Source organism: Streptomyces sp. NPDC002265 (assembly GCF_040296125.1).
GTDB lineage: Bacteria > Actinomycetota > Actinomycetes > Streptomycetales > Streptomycetaceae > Streptomyces.
In genome coordinates, this window is sequence record NZ_JBEOWS010000035.1 from 1 (window position 1) to 17,859 (window position 17,859).

Genomic DNA, 17,859 nt, shown 5'->3' on the forward strand with positions numbered 1-17,859 from the left:
GGTCACCGGTTCCTCCGGTGACCCGCCGCGCGGAGCCTTCGACTCAGCGGTTGCCGACGCCGTTGCCCGTGAGGACCGGGATGTCGTCCAGGATGTGCGACAGCGGCTCGTCGCCCTTGGCCTGGGTGGAGTTCTCGACGCACTGCTGGTTCTGCGGGGAGGACAGGACGTTGATGTCCTGGAGCGCGACCGGGATCCCGCCGATGAGCGAGCCCACGTTCGCCTTGAGCGGCAGACCGACACAGGGCTTGTTGAGCGAGCCCTGGACGAGCGCGAGCTGCGGGCTCATGTTGCCGAAGGTCGCCGAGTTGCCGAATGCCTGCGAGGCGCCGTTGCCGCTGGCCGAGTGGGTGCCGTCGTTGCCGATGGCCATGGCCTGAGGGGCGGCCGCGGCCGCCACACCGGCGACGGAGGCGGCGACAGCCGCGGTTGCCCACAGCTTCTTCATGATCTTTCCCTTCGAAAGGCGGACTCCAGGGGGAGCTGCGTGATCGTCAACGGGCAGATCGCGGCGGGGGTTGCGATGTGTTACCCGATCGGCCCAGCGCGGTCCGATCAGTTGACGAGCGCCCCGCCTGCGCTCCGGCGCGCCGAGCGGACGCCCCGAGCTGCGAACGGACATGCGAGAGGGCGGACATACGGGAGCGCGGACACACGGGAGTGCGGGCATGCGGGAGCGCGGACATGCGAAAGAGCGGACCGCCGGGAGTTCGGCGGCCCGCTCTTGGATGCGGAGGAGGTTCAGCTCCCGGGCTCGTAACAGGAGCCGGGGGTCATGCCAGGGGGCTCAGCGGTTGTTCGTGCCGTTGCCCGTGAGGACCGAGATGTCGTCCAGGATGTGCGACAGCGGCTCGTCGCCCTTGGCCTGGGTGGAGTTCTCGACACACTGCTGGTTCTGCGGGGAGGACAGGACGTTGAGGTCCTGCACCGAGATCGGGACGACGCCGAGGAGCGAGCCCGCGTTGACCTTGGCCGGCAGGCCGATGCAGGGCTTGTTGAGCGAGCCCTGGATGAGGGCCAGCTGCGGGCTCATGTTGCCGTAGGTCGCCGAGTTGCCGAACGCCTGGTAGGCGCCGTTGCCGCTGGCGGACGAGGTGCCGTCGTTGCCGATGGCCAGCGCCTGCGGCGCGGCGGCGGCGGAGACGCCGACCACGGAAGCGGCGACCGCGGCAGAGGCCAGAACCTTCTTGATCACTTACTAATCCCTTCTGAGGAAACGCCCGTCCACCGGAGCGCTGCCCGGCACAACGGGAACTGTCCTGCTTGGTTCCTGGAATTCACTCCAATGGCCTATCACTGCCCGGACTTTTCGCTCATTGGGTGAACGGCCGCAACCAATCGCGGTGAAACCGGTTGTTGCGGAGGCAGGAACACACGTCTTGGCCCGAAAGCCAGGAAAGGAAGCAAAATGCTGAAGAAGGCAATGGCTGCGGCGGCGGTCGCCGCCTCCGTCGTCGGCGCGTCCGCGGCGGTCGCCCCGCAGGCGCTTGCCATCGGCAACGACGGCACCCACTCCGCCAGTGGCAACCTGGCGGTCTCGCAGTTCGGCAACTCCGTGACCAAGGGCAGCATGAGCCCGCAGGCCACGCTGGTCCAGGGCTCGCTCAACAAGCTCTGCGTCGGTCTGCCGGCCAAGGCCAACGTCGGTCCGGTGCTGGGTGTGCTGCTGCCGATCGCGGCCCAGGACCTCAACGTCCTCTCGGCCCCGCAGAACCAGCAGTGCGCGGAGAACTCCACCCAGGCCAAGGGCGACGAGCCGCTGTCGCACATCGTCGACGACATCTCGGTCCTCACGGGCAACGGCGTCGGCAACCGCTGACGTCCGACCCGGGCGGCGCCTGAATCGCCGTCCGGTTCGAATCCCCCCACCAAGGTCGCTCGGGCCGTCCCGCTTCGCCTGCGGGCAGCCCGAGCGCTTTCGGTATTCCGGGCGCGTTTCCTGCCGAAACCATTCTCCATCGCCTGGGCGAAGAGTTGCGCTCGGGTGGATGCTGTGCATCGATTATCTGGATGCGTTCGAGTGAATTCCCTGCCGGCCCACGTTCCGTAGTTTCTCCGGCTGTCTATGTCTCGTTTGCAGCCTGCGGGTCATGGTGCGAGCCGCTCCGACTGCGCTCGCTCGGTTTCGACCGTCACAGGAACATGACCGCTGAGAAGGGAAACTCCATGAAGAAGACTGCCGCTGTCGTCGCCGGCCTGCTCCTGGCCCTGGGCGGAGCCGCTCCGGCCTTCGCGGACGCCGACGCCGACGGCATGGCCGTCGGCTCCCCCGGCGTCCTGTCCGGCAACGTGATCGAGGTCCCGGTCAACATCCCGGTCAACCTGTGCGGCGACAGCGTCGACGTCATCGGCCTGCTGAACCCGGCCGGCGGCAGCATGTGCGACAGCGACTGACGGCGTAGGCACCTCAGCAACACGGCTGTCTCAAGGCCGGCCCTGGACCAAGGCTCTTCGCCCCGGGGCCGGCCTTTTCCCACTCCGCTTCGAGCAGGAAGACCACGAGATTGCGTCAGTCCCTGAGCAGGGGAATGGTCGTGGCCGCGGCCGCGACCGGCATTCTGTCCCTTTACGGTAGTCCGGCCCTCGCGGACACGCACGCGGGCGGGTCCGCCTCCGGCTGCCGCGACACGGTCGCGACCGCCGAGCTCGACCCGGCGATCGGCGACGCGTGCGCCCACGAGTCGGGCGCACACCGGTCGGAGCCGCGGGACGCGTCCCACGACGACTCCGGGTACGGGTCCGAGGAGGACTCCGGGTACGGGTCTCACGACGACTCCGGGTACGGGTCTCACGACGACTCCGGGTACGGGTCCGAGGAGGACTCCGGGTACGGGTCCCGTGAGGAGACCGAGAAGGGGCACCGCGAGGATTCCGGGTACGGGTCCAAGAAGGATTCCGGGTACGGGTCTCACGACGACTCCGGGTACGGGTCCAAGGAGGACTCCGGGTACGGGTCCCGCGAGGAAGCCGAGAAGGGGTCTCGCAAGGACGCCGGTTACGGAAGCGACGACGACCACTCGGGCTACGGCGACCACACCAAGCCTCCGTCGTACGGAGAGGACGAGACCACCCCGCCCCCGCACGACGACGAGACCACGCCTCCGCCGTACGGAGGCGACGAGACCACCCCGCCGCCTTACGGCGGTGACGGTGAGGAGACCACGCCTCCGCCCTACGGCGGTGAGGAGACCACGCCTCCGCCCTACGGAGGGGACGAGACCACCCCGCCGCCCCCGCCGCCTTACGGAGGTGAGGAGACCACGCCCCCGCCCTACGGCGGTGAGGAGACCCCGCCCTACGGTGACCATCACGAGGGTCCGCCCAGCATGGCGCGCACCGGCAGCAAGGCCATGCTCGCCGCCTCGGGCATCAGCGCCGCGCTGATCGCGGGCGGAGCCTTCCTGTTCCGGCGGGGCAGGGCCGCGTCCCGGCGGTGACGTGCCGGGTGCCGGTCGCACTCCCGCCCGGCACCCCCGGCCAGCCTGGCACCCCGCGCCCTGCCCGCCGGGCTCCGGCCATGGCGCGGCAGGTCATGCCTCGGCGTGGCTGCCCCGGTCACCTCGTTCGCCGAGGGCGGGGTGGGACGGCACGGTGGGCGGGGGCGCCTGGCGTACCACGCGCGGCCGGACCTGCGGGTCCCGCCGCGCGTGCCTGCCGCGCAGCCGGTCCGCCAGCCGGCGGGAGACATGACGGCACCACAGTCCCCACATCGCCCGCCCGGGACCGCGGTCGTCCGAGGCGTGCCAGGCCAGCTCCCGGCGGCCCAGGCCGGGCCGCAGCACGGTCAGCGGTGCGTAGTTCTCCACCACGAACTCCCGTCCGGGCAGCGGCGCCCCGTCCGGCAGCGGTCGATGGGTCAGATCCAGGTGCAGGGCGCGTACGACGTCCAGCCCGGCGGTGTCGCAGAAGAGCCGGAACTGGGCGCCGGGGCGCGGGTTGAAGTCGAGCAGGTGGTAGCGGCCCGTTGTGCCGCAGCGGCGGAAGTCCAGGTCGAGGATGCCGCGGTAGCCGAGCTCGCCGGTGAGCCGTTCGGCGAGCGCCTGCACCTGGGCGTCGGGGGTCCACCGGCCGACCGCCGTCAGGCCCGCGCCGCGCGGCCAGGCGCGCAGTTTGCGGCCGGGGCCGCCGCCACGGACGGCTCCGGTGCGGTCGGCGTACCCGTGGAAGAACCAGTCGCGGTCCGGGCCCGGCGGGAGGAACTCCTGGAGGAGCAGACGGCTGCCGGCCTCCTCGGCGCGTGCGTACAGCTCGCGGGCCTCCCGCATGGAGCGCACCACCACCGTGCTGCGCAGCCCACGGCCGGTGGGCAGCAGCCACGGCCGGCTCCACTTCGCCACCACCGGCAGACCGAGCTGCCAGGCGGCCCCGGCGGCCTGTGCCGCGCTGTCCGGGATCACGGTCACGGGATGCGGCACGTCCGCGGCGGCGCACACGGCGGCCAGCTCCGCCTTGTCCGCGACCCGTTCGGCCAGTGCGCCGGGCTGTTGCGGCAGCAGATACGAGGGTGCCAGCTCCTCGCGCAGCCGGCCCACCGCGACGGCGCTCGCGTCGTCCATCGGGATCAGTACGGCGGGGCGCGCGATCCGGGCGGCCACCCGGCGCAGGGCCGCGGCGATCTCGGCCGTGGACGCGCCGGGCGGGGGCGGCAGGTGCAGCCGGGTCACGTAGCGGGATCCGCGGACCGGGCTGCCGGTCAAGTCGGCGACCACGTGCACCTGCACGCCGGTCCTGCCGAGCGAGCGCACGGCACCGAGCGTGCCGTGGTGGAAGGGGTTCCGGTCGACCCGTAACAGCACGGCGGGGACGCGGATGTCGAGCAGTGGCACGGGTTTCTTCCCTCACGTCGGTTCACCTGCGCGGCGGAGCGGATCACCCGAAGGCTCCGTGGCGCTGGCCTGATTCGTAGGTATATGTCTGATTGTCATTGACTGAAGTGCCGGAGCCTTCAGAGGAAGCGTCAGGAGTCGGTGCGAGCATGAAGAGCGGAGCAGGCATGACTTCACAGCAGTCGCACGCCCGGTCCCGACGGCTGGCCGTCGTCGTGGGCGCGGTCGCCGCGTCGACGGCCCTGGCCTCCGGCCCGGGGTTCGCCGCGTCCGATCCGGTCCACCCGTCCACGACGGCCGCCGCGGTGAGGCCCGCGACCCCGAAGTCCGCGATCCCGAAGTCCGCGACTCCGGGGTCCGCGATCCCGAAGTCCGCGACTCCGAAGTCCGCGATCCCGAGGTCCGCGGCCCGGAACCCCGGGCCGCGGCAGGCCGGGAAGGACGTCCCCGCCTTCGGCGCCTACCTCGACTACGGCGCCCTCGGCGTGGCCCGGATCGCGGGCTTCAGCAACTGGCTGGGTGGCGCGGAGGTGCGGGTCGGGCACACCTACCTGCCGGGCGACATGTGGAGCAACATCGAGGGCGACGTCGGCTTCCTCGGCGCGTGGGCCGACTGGCGGCGGCAGAAGACCGACCGGATCTTCGTACTCAACGTCCCCATGCTGGAGCACAACGAGGCCGGTGTCTCCGACGAGCAGGTGCGGCTGCTGCTGCGCGAGGGCGCCGCCGGGCAGTTCGACCACCACTTCCGTGCCCTCGCCGAACGGCTGGTGGCGCTGAAGGTGCCGGACACGGTGATCGTGCTCGGCTGGGAGATGAACGGCACCACGTACACCCACCGCTGCGCACCGGACCCGGAGGCCTGGAAGCAGTACTGGAACAGGATCGTCACCACCATGCGGTCGGTGCCGGGCCAGCGGTTCCGGTTCGACTTCACGCCGAGCCGGGGCCTGGACGCCGTTCCCTGGACGCGGTGCTACCCGGGCGACGCCACCGTCGACGTCGTCGGCATGGACTCCTACGACCAGCCGTCCGGGCGGTCGTTCGACGAGCAGGTGAAGGAGCCCTACGGCCTCCAGGAGCACGTGGACTTCGCCAGGGCGCACGGAAAGCCCATCTCCTATCCGGAGTGGGGTCTCTTCCGCAACGGGGACAACACCGCGTACATGCGGAGCATGCTCTCCTGGATCGACGAGCACCGGCCGCTGTACAACACGCTGACCGACTACTGCCCGCACGGCGTGTGGCAGTGCTCGGGCAACCCCGAGTCGTCCGCGGCCTACCGGGCCCTCGTCGCGTCGCCCACCGCACAGACCGCCCCGACCGGACCGGCGACCCCGGCCACTCCGGCCACTCCGGCCACTCCGACGGTGCCGACCGTCCCGACCGCTCCGACCGTCCCGACGGTCCCGTCGGCCGAGCTCCCCGCCCCGGAAACCGAGGCCGGCTGCATGCCGTTGGAGCTCGGCGACTGGGTCGAGTACTGGATCGGCGGGAAGATCTGCACCCCGATCGTCGGGCTGCCACGCGCCTAGGGCGTGTTTCCACGGGTGGCGGCGGGCCCGGTCAGGACCTGTCGCCACCGTCGCGCTCCCTCAGCCGGGTCAGCAGTTCCTTGCCCCGCCGCCGCGCGGCGACGTCGCACACCACCGCCGAGAGCAACGGGGCGGTACGCCGCCGGGCCAGCAGCAGCCGCTGGTTGACGACCGGTTCCGGACGCCAGTGGTGCTTGTACGGCTCGTTGCCGCGCAGCAGGCTCAGCGTGCCGCGCCCGCCCGCGCGGGTGTGCTCGGCGCACGCGTCGAGCAGTATCACCGCCACGTCCGCCTTGCGTTCGCGCAGCCGGGGGTGGGCGCCGTAGAGGTAGCCGCCCGCCAGCCGCCGCGACAGCAGGGTCAGATCCACGGCGACCACGTCGTCGTCGAGCCGGAACTCGGTGACCACCGCGTCCCCGGAGCGCACCATCGGCCCCACCGACCGCACCAGGTGCTCGCAGAACCGTGCCTGGAGGTGCTCGGACGTCACCTTCCGGCCCTGCCACTGGAGCCGGTGCAGTTCGAGCAGCCGGCGCAGCGCGGGATCGACCTCGTCCGGCCGCACGAGGTGGCGCTGCACGCCCAGCGCGGTCAGCTTGCGCAGCTTGGCGCGTACCCGCTGGGCCTTCGCCGGCGACAGCCGGGCCACCAGGTCCTCCATCGGCACGGCGGGCAGTTCCAGGCACAGCGAGTCGCTCACCCGGCGGCGGGGCCCGGTCCAGCGGTCGTAGACCCGTTCGACCGCGCCGCCGGGGCGTACCTCGCGGAAGTCGATCAGCGCGGTCCGGGCGGCGGCCGCGAGACCGGCGGTGAGGGCGGCCACCGCCGCCTCCCCGCGCTCGTCGTCGACGAGGACGTCCCCGTAGTCGGAGATCGCGCCGCCGAGCGGCACCAGCGCGGACACCGGACGGCGTACGGCCGTCAGCGGGGCGGCCGCGACCAGTTCGCCGCCGTCGCGCACCACCAGCAGCCGCAGCCGGCCGGGCCGGCCGTAGGACAGCCACCACGAGTACAGCCAGGCGTGGCTCTGGAACGGGGTCGCCGTCCGGGACCGCGCGTACAGCCGGTCCCAGGCGGGGGCCAGTGCGGCGAAGGTGCCCTCGTCGGTGACCAGGTCGGTGGTGTACGTGGGTTTCACCCACGCCCGTGCGCTCACAGCTTTCCGTGCAGGTCGGCGGCCAGTGCCGGTCCGGGCACCGAGGCGGACCGGGGCGGTTCCTGGGGGGTCCGCCAGGGCCGCACCAGCAGCAGCAGTCCGCCCAGCAGCCCGCCCGCGCTCGCGCCCACCAGGCCGGTCACCTCGGGTGACGCCGAGGACGGCGAGCCCGGCCGGACCGCCCGCGCGAACTGCTGGAGCTCGACATGGGTGGCGTCCTTGCTGTCGTCGGCGTGCCGGGCCAGGGCGAAGGCGACGGCGTTGGCCATGTCGGCGGCCCGGTCCGGACGCGAGGAGGTGGCCGTGACGGCGACCATCGGGGCGTCCGGCGAGGTCGCCGTCTGCACGCTCGCCTGCAGCACCTTCGCCGAGACGCCCGCCCGGACCTGCGCGTCCCCGAGCACCGCGAGCTGGGTGGCGACCCGCCCGTACGCCTGCGCGAAGCCGAGCGCGGCGGCCGGGTCGGACTTCTCCGTCGGTACGGCGACGACATAGGCCGTGGCCGTGTACGACGGTGGTTCGAGGACGCCGTACGCGCCGCCGAGCAGGCCGCCGGCCAGGACGCCGGACGCGAGCAGGGTCCAGACGGGCAGGGTCCGGGAGCGGGAGCGTGAGTGGGAGGAGGCCGGGCGGTGTGGTCCGGTCGGGTTCTCGGTCATGAGCTGCTGGCTTCCTGAGGCGACGGGGACTGCGGGGGCTGAAGTGACAGAGAAGGCAGAGGAGTCGGAGGAGTCGGAGGGGGGAGTGCGGCGGCCGTGCCGGAGAGGGCCGCCGTGTAGACGCCCAGGAGCCGGGCGGCGCTGCGCTCGATGCCGTAGTGGCGGGCGGCGGCGGGGGCGGTGCGCGGGTGCGGGCCCCGGGCGCGGGCCTCGGCCAGCGCGCGGGCGAAGGCCTCGGGGCCGCCCGTCACGCGTACGGCGTCGGGTGCCGTGTGCGGCGGCAGGTCCTCGACCGCCGGACAGGAGGCGTAGCGCACGGGCAGCCCGCAGGCCAGGGCCTCGACGACGGCCAGTCCGAAGGCCTCCTCCGGGGACGGCGAGGCCAGCAGGTCCATCGCGGCGGTGAGCGAGGGCAGATCGGGTCCGGGGGAGCCGTCGGGCACGCAGGGGCGTTCGCCGGTGAACAGCACGCGGTCCGCGACCCGGGCCTCGTACGCGATGCGGCGCAGCACGCTCTCCTCGGGGCCGCCGCCGACCAGCAGCAGCCAGCAGTCGCCGGGGAGCGCGGCCAGCGCGCGGACCAGGACGTCGAAACGCTTGCCTGCGACGAGCCGGCCGATGCCGCCGACGACGTAGGCGCCCTCGGGCAGGCCGAGGCGGCGCCGGGTGCGCTGTCGCTGGACCGGGTCGAAGCGGAAGCGGGCCAGGTCGATGCCGTTGGGGACGACCTCGATGCGCGGGGCGGGCACACCCCAGCGCTTCAGCCGGTCGGCGACCGTGGGGGAGACGGCGACGGTCGTGGTGCCCAGCCGCTCCCCGGCGAGATAGAGGGTGCGCACCCCCCGGCTCAGTCTGCGGCCCTCGATCCGGGAGTCGCCGAGCGAGTGCTCGGTGGCGACGATCGCGCGGACGCCCGCGAGCCGGGCGGCCAGCCGGCCGTAGAGACAGGCGCGGTAGAGGTGGGTGTGGACGAGGTCGTAGCGGCCTCCGCGGATGAGCCGGACCAGGCGCGGCACGGCCGCCAGGTCACGGTTGCCGCTCATGCCGAGGTGCACGACGCGCACCCCGTCGGCGACCAGTCCGTCGGCGACCGCGCCGGGGTTGGTGAGCGTCACGACGTCGCAGTCGACGGGCAGATGGCGCAGCAGCAGTCGCAGTTGCTGCTCGGCGCCGCCCACGCCGAGTCCTGTGATGATGTGCAGGGCCTTCATCAAAGCCCCTCGACGGGCCGGCGCCGCAGCCGGTGCAGCCGGTGCTTCAGGAACAGGCGTACGGCGCCGTCGTTCTGGCCGATGTGGACGCGGGGCAGGGCCAGGCGCCCGCCCAGCGGGCCGGGGTCGATCGCGCAGGCGTAGTCGTATCCGGCGTCCCGTACGGCGTCGACGGCACGCCGGTCGACGGTGCCGTACGGGTAGCAGAAGCCGTCGACCGGAGCACCGGTCAGCTCCGCGAGCACCGCTCTGCTCTCGACGGTCTCGCGCTTCAGGGTGAGGTCGTCCACCGTGGTCAGGTCGACGTGGGTCAGCCCGTGCGAGCCGATCTCGACGCCCTCGGCGGCGGCGTGCCGGATGCCGTCGGCGGTCAGCAGCGGTTTGCGCGGGCCGAGCGGGTCCCAGGCGTTGTCGCCGCCGAGCCGGCCCGGCAGTACGAAGAGAGTGGCGCCGAAACCCCTGCGGCGCAGCCGGGGAAGGGCGTGCTCGACGAAGTCGGCGTACCCGTCGTCGAAGGTGAGCCCGACCAGGCCCCGGCCCCGCCCGCGGCCGCGGGCGGCGAGCAGCGCGGCCATGGACACGCCCGTCAGGCCACGCCTGCCGAGCCACTCAAGCTGTTGTTCCAGCCGGTCCGGGGTGACGGTGACGAGATAGGGGTCGTCGGAGCAGTCGCCCACGGAGTGGTACATCGCGACGAACGGGACGGGGGCGGCACCGGTCCGCCGGGGACGCCGGGTCCGCCCGGTCTCCCGGGCGGGCTCGGCGGAGCCGGCGGAGACAGTGGGCTCGGCGGAGAAGGTGGGGTCGGTAGGGCCGGCGGAGTCAACGGAAGAGGCCATGCGCAAGCCTTCGGGTCGCGGAACATACGGATCTCAGTGCGGGGGCGAAGCCCTGGGCACCCAGGGCCAGCCCGACCAGGACGAACACGCAGACCACGGTCACCGCGCCGGCCGCGAGACCGGCCGGCGCGGAGGCCGAGCGGCTCGCCGCGAACACGCCGGCCGCCGTGGCGACCGCCGCGGCGCGCACCGGCTTGGTCAGCTCACGCAGCACCCGCACGGTGCGCACCGGGACACTGCGCGGGCCCATGCCGGTCAGCAGCAGCGCGGCCGTGACGGTGATGCCGAAGGCGTTGGCGGCGGCGATCCCGGTGACGCCCCAGCGGCCCACCGTCCACGCGCCGACCCAGGCGGTCGCGGCCAGCCCCGCGGCCATCGCGCCGAGCGGGTACCAACGGACCCGCCCCGCCGAGAAGTACGAGCGCACCAGCGCGCCCACCAGGGTCTGGCCGAGCAGCCCGAGCGCGTACACCCGCAGCACGGCCGCCGTCGCCGCGGTGTCCTGTGCGGTGAACGCGCCGCGCTGGAAGAGCAGTTCGATCAGCTGCGGCGCGCACGCCACGACCGTGGCGGTGCCCAGCAGCACCACGCACGCGGCCAGCACCAGGTCCCGCTCGACCCGGCCGCGGGCCCGTTCGGTGTCGCCGTCGGCCAGCGCCCGCGCGACCACCGGGAAGGTGACCGTGCACAGCATCAGCGACAGCGTCATCGGGATCTGCGCCACCTTCTGGGCGTAGTTCAGGTGCGAGATGGCGCCGGCCGGGAGCCCGGAGGCGAGGAAGCGCTCGACGAGGACCTGCGACTGGCGGCACAGGGCGAAGAGCAGGACGCTGGCGAGCAGGGCGGAGCCCATCGGCCTGTCGCCCGGCCCCGGAAGACCCACCTCCCCGTCCGCAGCCCTGTCGTCACCCTCGGCCGCGCCCTTGCCTCCGCGTCGCAACTGCCGAAGCAGTGAAGGAAGTTGCGCCAGCACCATCAGGAAGCCGCCGGCCGCGACCCCCGCCGCCGCCGAACGCACCCCCCAGCGCCCGCCGAGGACGAACATCCCGGTGATGATGCCGGTGTTGTAGACGACGTAGATCGCCGCCGGGGCCAGGAAGCGGCGGTGCGCCCGCAGGGCCGCGCTGGAGTACCCGGCGAGTCCGAAGCTCAGGACGCAGGTCGCGGTGAGCCGGGTGCAGTCGACGGCGAGCGCGGGATCGGGCAGACCGGGCGCCAGGGCCTCGACGAGCTGGGGGGCGGCGCCGATCAGCAGGCTGGAGACCGCGGCGAAACCGAGCGACAGCCGGGGCAGCGTGGTGGCGACCAGTGCCCGCACAGGGTCGCCCGGCGCGCCCTGCGCCCGCCGGGCCAGCGCCATGCTGAACGCCGGGATCAGCGCGATCGCCAGCCCGTCCTCGATGAGCAGCGTGGCCGCGAACTCCGGCACGGTCCAGGCCACCAGGAAGGCGTCCGTCTCGCTGCCCGCCCCGAACAGCCGGGCCAGCGCCTGGTCGCGCACCAGCCCGAGCAGCGACCCGGCGATGGACAGCGCGGCCGTGACGAGCGCGGCCCTGGCGAGGAACCGCCGGGTGACGGAGGCGTTGTCGCCCCGGTGCGGGACGGCGGGCGCGGACCGGGCCGCCGGCACGGACACCCTGCCGTCGGTGTCACCCCTGCCTTCGGTGTCGTTCCTGCCGTCGGTGTCACCCCTGCCTTCGGTGTCGTACCTGCCCCTGGTGTCGTACCTGTCCTCGGTGTCGTTCCTGTCCTCGGTGTCGTTCCTGCCTCCGGTGTCGTTCCTGCCTCCGGTGTCGTTCCTGCCTCCGGTGTCGGCCCTGCCTCCGGTGTCGGCCCTGCTCTCGGCGTCGTCCCTGTCCTCGGTGTCACCGCGGTTCGGCCGGGCGGCCCGGTTCGGCCGGCCGGTCCAGCGCGACGGATCCGTCCAGCGCGGCCGGTCGGCCCGGGGCGGCCTGGAAGGAGGTGTCACCGTCATCGCGCCCCGGCCTCCCCGGCCGGCCGGTCCGCGCGCACCCGCGGGTGTGCCGGGCGCCGCTCGCCCTCGTCCCCGGCCAGCGCCCACCAGGCCACCAGCCCGAAGCAGACCGCGGTCAGCACGGTGGAGGGGCCGCCGATGTCGGCGTACAGGAAGTCGACGAGCTGCCACACCAGCAGCCCGCAGGCGACCAGGGCGCAGTCCGCGCCGGGACCGGCCGTGCGCACCCGCAGCAGCCCCCGCAGCCCGCACACCAGCAGCGCCAGCCAGCTCCCGGCGAGCGCCAGCAGCCCGATCAGCCCCTGCTCGGCCAGCACCAGCAGGTACATGTTGTGCGGGGACAGCAGGGGCTGCCTGCGGAACGCGGCGCCCGCGCCCTCCGTGTCACTGCCGGACGACAGCGCCAGCGAGGCGTGCGCGTCCCGGTGGTCGGGGAAACCCTTCAGCCCCACGCCGGTCAGCGGCCGCTCCCGCCACATGCCGGTGGCCGCCGCCCACAGGGTGTACCGGTCGGTGACCGACTGGTCGGGCGCGTCCGCGACTCGGGTGATGCTGCTGATCCGCTCCTGGAGCATCGCCGTACCGACCCCGAAGCCGCCCACCAGGATCACGCCCGCGGCGGCCACCGCGGCGCCCACCCGCAGCGCGCGCCGCAGCCCGGCCAGGAGCAGCTGTACGACGCAGGTCAGCGCGGTGGCGATCCATGCCCCGCGGCTGAAGGACAGGGCGAGCGGCAGCAGCAGCGCCAGCGCGCAGCCCGCGGCGATCACCCGGTGCCGCAGCGGCGTCCGCCCGAGCGCCAGGCCCAGCGCGCACACCAGGCCGAAGGAGACGACGGTTGCCATGCCCATCACGTCCTGCGGCCCGAAGGTGCCGACCGCGCGGATGTCCTCGCCCTGGTACGAGGCACCGGTCCCGGTGACGTACTGGTGCACGCCGACCGCCCCCTGCCACCCGGCGAGCGCCACGAACGACCAGGCCAGCAGCCGGAAGTCGGACCGGTCCCGGATCAGCAGCACCACGGCCGCCGGGACCAGCACGAACACCTGGAGGTAGCGGCCCAGGCCGGCGGCCGCGGCCCCCGGCGAGGACGCGCCCAGCGCCGCGACCGCCAGCCCGACGACCGGCAGCCCCAGCACCACCGCGGCGACCGGTGACAGCGGGCGCCGCCGCTGCCGTACGAGACGCACCACGCAGAACACGACCACCAGCGCGGACAGCGCGTCGGCCGGGCCCGCGCCGCCCTCCCCGCCGGGGGAGACGGGCAGTGTCAGCAGGGCGAGCACGGCCACCACGGGCAGCACCGGCGAGACCTTCGGGGAGAGCTTCCCGAGGGTCCCGGGGGACAGCCGCGGGGAGCGGACCGGGGATGGGGCGAGGCTCATCGTCGTCAGCTCCCGGTCGGGCGCACGAGCGCGGCCGCGGTGCGCAGCAGGATGCAGATGTCCTGCCACAGCGACCAGTTGTCGATGTAGGCGTTGTCGAAGCGGGCCCGGTCCTCGATCGAGGTGTCGCCGCGCAGCCCGTTGATCTGGGCCAGTCCGGTGATACCGGTCGGCATCCGGTGGCGGGCCGCGTAACCGGGGTGGTGCTGGCTGAACTGGGCCACGAAGTACGGGCGTTCCGGCCGCGGGCCGACCAGGCTCATGTCGCCGGACAGCACGTTGAACAGCTGGGGCAGCTCGTCCAGCGACGTCTGGCGCAGGAAGCGGCAGAAGCGGCTCATCTCCGGCTCGCCCGCCACGCTCCAGCGGGTGGCCGCCTCGTGCTCGTCGACGGGACGGTGGGTGCGGAACTTCAGCAGCGTGAAGGGGCGCCCGCCCTTGCCGATGCGCTCCTGGCGGAACACCACCCCGGGTCCGTCGCTGATCCGCAGTAGCACCGCGCACACCAGCAGCAGCGGGCTGACCAGCAGCAACGCGGTCCCGGACAGCAGCACGTCGACGATCCGCTTGCCGAGGCTGCCCCGGCGCCGGGTGCCCATGTCCAGCCGCCGGCAGGAGTACCCGGCCAGCTGGTCGCGGGTCGCGTACGACGGGGAGTCCGCGTCGATCTCCCGCACCGTGCAGCCGGACTCGGCGAGCGCCCGCAGCAGGGGGCCCTGCGCGGTGCGCACCGAGGGGTGGACGGCGAGCACCTCGCGCACCCCGTTCTGGATCAGCGCCCGCTGCACCTCCTGACCGGTCGTCAGCACCGGCAGCCCCTGGTGACCATGGGGCCCTTCGGGCCGCGCGGCGACGATCCCCACCGGCCGCACCCCGCACCGCGGATGGCGCAGCACGGCCGCGGCCACCCGCTGCGCGGTCGCCGCGGGTCCGATGACCAGTGCCGCGCGCGGGCGCCGCAGCAGCGCGGCGCGCCGCCGCCCGTGCGCGATCCCGCGCCCCAGGCAGGCCGTCGCCGACTGGACCAGGACACCGAGGACGAGCGTGCGCACGGACAGCGCGTGCTCCGGCGTGTACGCCGCCACGAGCGACGCCAGCGCCAGCCAGCCCACCGTGATCCGCCCGCAGACGGAGGGCAGTTCGTCGAGCACGTCCCGAACGGGCCCGGTGCGCCTGGCGCGCAGCAGTATCGTGGCGCCCACCAGCAGGGCCACCACCAGCGGCGTGCGCTGCGCCTCGCCGAGCACCGAAGCGGCGACGAAGGCCGCGGCGAGGTCCGCGAGCGGCAGCGGAAGCGAGGAGGCGGGCCGTGCCGGGGGCCGGCGGGCGGGGAACCGGAAGCCGGTGCCGCGCTCGCGCGCGGGCATGACCGAAACGGGCGAGGATCCGTGGTCCCGTGGCTGCGCGCCGGGGGAGGGGACGGTACTTTCCGCAGTCACGGGTGGATGGACTCCCTGCACTCGGAGGGCACCACGCGCCCTGTTTCGGAGGGCACCGCGCGCCCTGTTGCCTGGTTCCGGCCGCCGCCGAGCAGGTCGTCGTAGACGGCCGCGACGGCCTCGGCCGTGCGCCGTACGTCGTGCGCGGACAGGACGTGCCGACGCCCCTGCCCGCCGAGCGACGCGCGCAGGGGCGGGTCGAGCAGCAGCCCGGTCACGGCGGCGGCCAGCGCCCCCGGGTCCCCGGGCGGGACGAGACAGGGCCCGGCCAGGGCGGGCGGCAGACTCTCGCGGGCGCCGTCCACGTCCGTCACCACCACCGGCCGGCCGCAGCCCATGGCCTCCAGCGGGGCCAGTGCCATCCCCTCCCAGCGCGAGGGCAGCACCACCAGGTCGGCGGCCCGGTACCAGGGCACGGTGTCGGCGACGGCCCCCGTGAACAGCACGGACCGCGGCGCGCGGGCGCGCAGCCGGTCCCCGTCCGGACCGTCGCCGACCAGCACCAGCCGGGCGTCCGGCAGCCGCCGCAGGACGGCGTCCCATGCGTCCAGCAGGACGTCCTGGCCCTTCTGCCGGCACAGCCGCCCCACACAGACGACCAGCGGAGCACTCGGATCGACGGCCGCCCCCGGCACGGTTCGCCCGCGGTCCGCGGCGGCCGGGCTGAAGCGCTCCGGATCGATGCCGTTGGGGATCACCGACCACCGTCCGGCGACACCGGCGCGCACACCGGTGACGCGTTCCGCCTCGCTCACGCACACCACCCGGGAGGCCCAACGCGCGCCCCACCGCTCCCACTTCAGCGCGAGCGCCGCCGCGGTACCGCCGACCGCCTCGAACGACCAGGCGTGCGGCTGGAACACGGTCGGGATGCGCCCCCGTACGGCGATCCGGCCGGCGAGCCCGGCCTTCGCGCTGTGCGCGTGCACCAGGTCGGGCCGGACCTCGTCGAGCAGCCGGGCGAGCCGCCGTACCTCGCGCACGAGGGCCGGACCGGGCGACCTGGCCGCCCGCCAGTGCCGTACGTCGGCGCCCGACGCGCGCAGCGTGCTGGACAGTTCGCCGTCCGGGCAGGCGACCGTGAGGTGCAGACCGGCCGTGAGCTGGGCCCTCACCAGGTCGGTCACCACTCGGGCGACCCCGCCGTCCACGGGTTGGGTGAGGTGGAGGACCCGTGGCCGAGGGTCCGTTGCTGGCAGGTGCATTGCGCGGTTTTCCTCGCTCACGATGGCGCTCGGTTCGTGCGGGAACGCGCCGTCTCACCGTTGTGCCTCGACGGCGACGAAGTGTGCGCCGGTCCACGCCGCGTCCCGCTGGGGAACGAGCCGGGCAGTCAGCTGGTCACCACGCCGCAGCACGGCCCGGTCCGGATCGAACACACCGCGGTCGTGACCGAGCGTGTCCGCGCACCAGAGCCCGCGCCGGGCGCGCGGACCGTGGTTCGGTGCGCGGTGCGGAGCAGGGCGCGCACCGTCGCGCGGTGCCGAGCAGAGCGCGTACCGTCGCGCGGCGCAGCGGCGGACCCAGGAAATGGCGCATGACCGGCGTTGCCCTTTCGAGGAGGTTCGTCGACCGGGGGGTCAGCGGAATCGGACGCCTGCCGTAGGAGTGCGGAGAGGTCCGCAACTCTAGCTGCTATACGTGCTAATCGGTAGAAAGTGGACAGTTGTGTCGGAGTCGTGAATCCTCGCCCCCGGGGATCACCCCAATGGCGGCACAACTCGCGTGCGCCCGGCGCGTTGACACAGCGCCGGACACCCCCGTCCGGCTGTCTGTGTCAATTCCCAAGGAGCACCTCTCCATGTCGCGTATCGCGAAGGGCCTGGCCCTGACCACCGTTGCCGTCGCGGCCATCGCCGGGACCGCCGGCATCGCCGCCGCCGACAGCGACGCGCACGGCGCCGCCGCCAACTCCCCCGGTGTGCTGTCCGGCAACGTCCTCGAGGTTCCGGTGAACATCCCGGTCAACCTCTGCGGCGACACCGTCGACGTCGTCGGCCTGCTGAACCCGGCCTTCGGCGGCTTCTGCTTCAGCGACTGACGTCGGCGCATCCATCGCGACCGGCCGCTCTCCGGGACGGAGGGCGGCCGGTTCCGCGTTTTTGGACACGGAGCGTGACCACTCCGGGGGCGGGAGCGCGGTCCCGGCCCGGCGCACTCCCGTGGTGTTACTCCGAACGGGGGGCCGGGTTCGAAACGGCAACCCGCCGCGCGGACGGGGCTTCGCCCCGCCGGCCCGTCCCCAAGGCTCCGGACGGTACGAGGGCTTCCTTCGCGCCGGGCGCGGAGAGTCTTCGCGCCCGGCGCAGAAAGTCTGCGTGCGCGGGGTTTCCGCCCCGGTCAGGAGTCGTTAGGCACGACGTCAGACACAACCGAGGCGACGCGAGTTGCCGAAGAGAGGAACACGATGAAGTCGCTGAAGGCCGCCGCAGTCGTCGCCGGGTCCCTTGTCATGGCCGGTGCCGCCGCGCCCGCGTTCGCCCAGAGCACCGCCGACCTCACGCCCTCCAGCCTCAACGGTGCCGTCGACACGCTCGCCAGGCATCCCCTGGAGCTGCACGACGTGATGCCGCTCCAGCACCAGTCGGACGCCCTCAACACCGAGAACAAGGACTCCGTACTGCACACCGTGAAGGGCGCGGCCACCGCGCTCAACACCCACAACCCGCTCCTCGGCGGCCTGCCGCTCCAGAGCTGACACGCCGCTGCCGGGGCCGGCGAAGGGCGCCGGCCGAGGATGCCGGCGAAGGGCGCCGGCCGAGGATGCCGGCGAAGGGCGCCGGCGAAGAGGCACCGGCCAAGAGGCGCCGACGAAGGAGTGCCGGCCAAGGGCG

At 73.6% G+C, this 17,859-nt stretch carries 17 protein-coding genes; 6 read left to right on the forward strand and 11 right to left on the reverse strand.

What is annotated here, in order from left to right:
* Nucleotides 1-43: 43 nt before the first annotated feature.
* Together ABT085_RS09190 and ABT085_RS09195 are read right to left on the reverse strand one after the other, a co-directional pair.
* The gene (locus ABT085_RS09190) at nt 44-448 is read right to left on the reverse strand and encodes a rodlin (protein WP_351603849.1); all 405 of its coding nucleotides are present in this window, start codon (nt 446-448) and stop codon (nt 44-46) included.
* Nucleotides 449-787: 339 nt separating this feature from the next.
* The gene (locus ABT085_RS09195; RefSeq protein ID WP_351603851.1) at nt 788-1,195 is read right to left on the reverse strand and encodes a rodlin; all 408 of its coding nucleotides are present in this window, start codon (nt 1,193-1,195) and stop codon (nt 788-790) included.
* Nucleotides 1,196-1,408: 213 nt separating this feature from the next.
* Between ABT085_RS09195 and ABT085_RS09200 the strand changes: the two genes are divergently transcribed.
* The 3 genes from ABT085_RS09200 to ABT085_RS09210 all read left to right on the forward strand — a co-directional run bounded on the left by ABT085_RS09200 (nt 1,409) and on the right by ABT085_RS09210 (nt 3,437).
* Nucleotides 1,409-1,819 carry a rodlin gene (locus ABT085_RS09200; protein WP_351603853.1) on the forward strand — a complete coding sequence of 137 codons (411 nt, stop codon included), beginning with the start codon at nt 1,409-1,411 and terminating at the stop codon, nt 1,817-1,819.
* Nucleotides 1,820-2,166: 347 nt separating this feature from the next.
* On the forward strand, nt 2,167-2,394 hold the full coding sequence (locus tag ABT085_RS09205) for a chaplin (RefSeq protein ID WP_351603855.1): 228 nt from the start codon (nt 2,167-2,169) through the stop codon (nt 2,392-2,394).
* 110 nt (nt 2,395-2,504) lie between these two features.
* Nucleotides 2,505-3,437, forward strand: coding sequence for a hypothetical protein (locus ABT085_RS09210; RefSeq protein ID WP_351603857.1), 933 nt, complete (start codon nt 2,505-2,507; stop codon nt 3,435-3,437).
* 93 nt (nt 3,438-3,530) lie between these two features.
* Here the strand turns inward: ABT085_RS09210 and ABT085_RS09215 are convergent, their stop codons facing one another.
* Nucleotides 3,531-4,826: a carboxylate--amine ligase gene (locus ABT085_RS09215; RefSeq protein WP_351603859.1), complete on the reverse strand. Its 1,296-nt coding sequence runs from the start codon at nt 4,824-4,826 to the stop codon at nt 3,531-3,533.
* Between the two features lie 167 nt (nt 4,827-4,993).
* Between ABT085_RS09215 and ABT085_RS09220 the strand changes: the two genes are divergently transcribed.
* Complete coding sequence (locus ABT085_RS09220) at nt 4,994-6,361, forward strand: glycoside hydrolase family 26 protein (protein ID WP_351603861.1); 1,368 nt, start codon at nt 4,994-4,996, stop codon at nt 6,359-6,361.
* Nucleotides 6,362-6,392: 31 nt separating this feature from the next.
* Here the strand turns inward: ABT085_RS09220 and ABT085_RS09225 are convergent, their stop codons facing one another.
* From ABT085_RS09225 to ABT085_RS09260, 8 genes are all read right to left on the reverse strand, one after another.
* Complete coding sequence (locus ABT085_RS09225; RefSeq protein WP_351603928.1) at nt 6,393-7,499, reverse strand: GNAT family N-acetyltransferase; 1,107 nt, start codon at nt 7,497-7,499, stop codon at nt 6,393-6,395.
* A gap of 14 nt (nt 7,500-7,513) precedes the next feature.
* Complete coding sequence (locus ABT085_RS09230) at nt 7,514-8,176, reverse strand: YveK family protein (RefSeq protein WP_351603865.1); 663 nt, start codon at nt 8,174-8,176, stop codon at nt 7,514-7,516.
* Nucleotides 8,173-9,387, reverse strand: a complete 1,215-nt coding sequence (locus ABT085_RS09235; RefSeq protein ID WP_351603868.1) for a glycosyltransferase — start codon at nt 9,385-9,387, stop codon at nt 8,173-8,175. The genes ABT085_RS09230 and ABT085_RS09235 overlap by 4 nt, the downstream gene beginning before the upstream one ends.
* A complete protein-coding gene (locus tag ABT085_RS09240) occupies nt 9,387-10,076 on the reverse strand; it encodes a polysaccharide deacetylase family protein (RefSeq protein ID WP_351603930.1) in 690 nt (229 codons plus the stop codon). Before ABT085_RS09240 ends, ABT085_RS09235 begins: the two co-directional genes overlap by 1 nt.
* A gap of 133 nt (nt 10,077-10,209) precedes the next feature.
* Nucleotides 10,210-12,201 carry a murein biosynthesis integral membrane protein MurJ gene (murJ, locus tag ABT085_RS09245; protein WP_351603870.1) on the reverse strand — a complete coding sequence of 664 codons (1,992 nt, stop codon included), beginning with the start codon at nt 12,199-12,201 and terminating at the stop codon, nt 10,210-10,212.
* Nucleotides 12,198-13,586 (reverse strand): O-antigen ligase family protein, encoded by a 1,389-nt coding sequence (locus tag ABT085_RS09250; protein ID WP_351603872.1) that lies wholly within the window; start codon nt 13,584-13,586, stop codon nt 12,198-12,200. The genes murJ and ABT085_RS09250 overlap by 4 nt, the downstream gene beginning before the upstream one ends.
* Before the next feature lie 5 nt (nt 13,587-13,591).
* The gene (locus ABT085_RS09255) at nt 13,592-15,025 is read right to left on the reverse strand and encodes a sugar transferase (protein ID WP_351603874.1); all 1,434 of its coding nucleotides are present in this window, start codon (nt 15,023-15,025) and stop codon (nt 13,592-13,594) included.
* On the reverse strand, nt 15,022-16,230 hold the full coding sequence (locus tag ABT085_RS09260; RefSeq protein WP_351603876.1) for a glycosyltransferase: 1,209 nt from the start codon (nt 16,228-16,230) through the stop codon (nt 15,022-15,024). Before ABT085_RS09260 ends, ABT085_RS09255 begins: the two co-directional genes overlap by 4 nt.
* A 596-nt stretch (nt 16,231-16,826) precedes the next feature.
* Between ABT085_RS09260 and ABT085_RS09265 the strand changes: the two genes are divergently transcribed.
* Together ABT085_RS09265 and ABT085_RS09270 are read left to right on the forward strand one after the other, a co-directional pair.
* Nucleotides 16,827-17,066, forward strand: a complete 240-nt coding sequence (locus ABT085_RS09265) for a chaplin (RefSeq protein ID WP_351603878.1) — start codon at nt 16,827-16,829, stop codon at nt 17,064-17,066.
* A 366-nt stretch (nt 17,067-17,432) separates the two neighbouring features.
* On the forward strand, nt 17,433-17,723 hold the full coding sequence (locus ABT085_RS09270; RefSeq protein WP_351603880.1) for a hypothetical protein: 291 nt from the start codon (nt 17,433-17,435) through the stop codon (nt 17,721-17,723).
* Nucleotides 17,724-17,859 lie beyond the last annotated feature (136 nt).

Bases quoted from the DNA above. Each gene is read 5' to 3' on its own strand.
- ABT085_RS09240 (WP_351603930.1), bottom strand. From the start codon at position 10,076: ATGTACCACTCCGTGGGCGACTGCTCCGACGACCCCTATCTCGTCACC.
- ABT085_RS09200 (WP_351603853.1), top strand. From the start codon at position 1,409: ATGCTGAAGAAGGCAATGGCTGCGGCGGCGGTCGCCGCCTCCGTCGTC.
- ABT085_RS09220 (WP_351603861.1), top strand. From the start codon at position 4,994: ATGACTTCACAGCAGTCGCACGCCCGGTCCCGACGGCTGGCCGTCGTC.
- ABT085_RS09270 (WP_351603880.1), top strand. From the start codon at position 17,433: ATGAAGTCGCTGAAGGCCGCCGCAGTCGTCGCCGGGTCCCTTGTCATG.
- ABT085_RS09250 (WP_351603872.1), bottom strand. From the start codon at position 13,586: ATGAGCCTCGCCCCATCCCCGGTCCGCTCCCCGCGGCTGTCCCCCGGG.
- murJ (WP_351603870.1), bottom strand. From the start codon at position 12,201: ATGACGGTGACACCTCCTTCCAGGCCGCCCCGGGCCGACCGGCCGCGC.
- ABT085_RS09260 (WP_351603876.1), bottom strand. From the start codon at position 16,230: ATGCACCTGCCAGCAACGGACCCTCGGCCACGGGTCCTCCACCTCACC.
- ABT085_RS09265 (WP_351603878.1), top strand. From the start codon at position 16,827: ATGTCGCGTATCGCGAAGGGCCTGGCCCTGACCACCGTTGCCGTCGCG.
- ABT085_RS09205 (WP_351603855.1), top strand. From the start codon at position 2,167: ATGAAGAAGACTGCCGCTGTCGTCGCCGGCCTGCTCCTGGCCCTGGGC.
- ABT085_RS09230 (WP_351603865.1), bottom strand. From the start codon at position 8,176: ATGACCGAGAACCCGACCGGACCACACCGCCCGGCCTCCTCCCACTCA.
- ABT085_RS09190 (WP_351603849.1), bottom strand. From the start codon at position 448: ATGAAGAAGCTGTGGGCAACCGCGGCTGTCGCCGCCTCCGTCGCCGGT.
- ABT085_RS09235 (WP_351603868.1), bottom strand. From the start codon at position 9,387: ATGAAGGCCCTGCACATCATCACAGGACTCGGCGTGGGCGGCGCCGAG.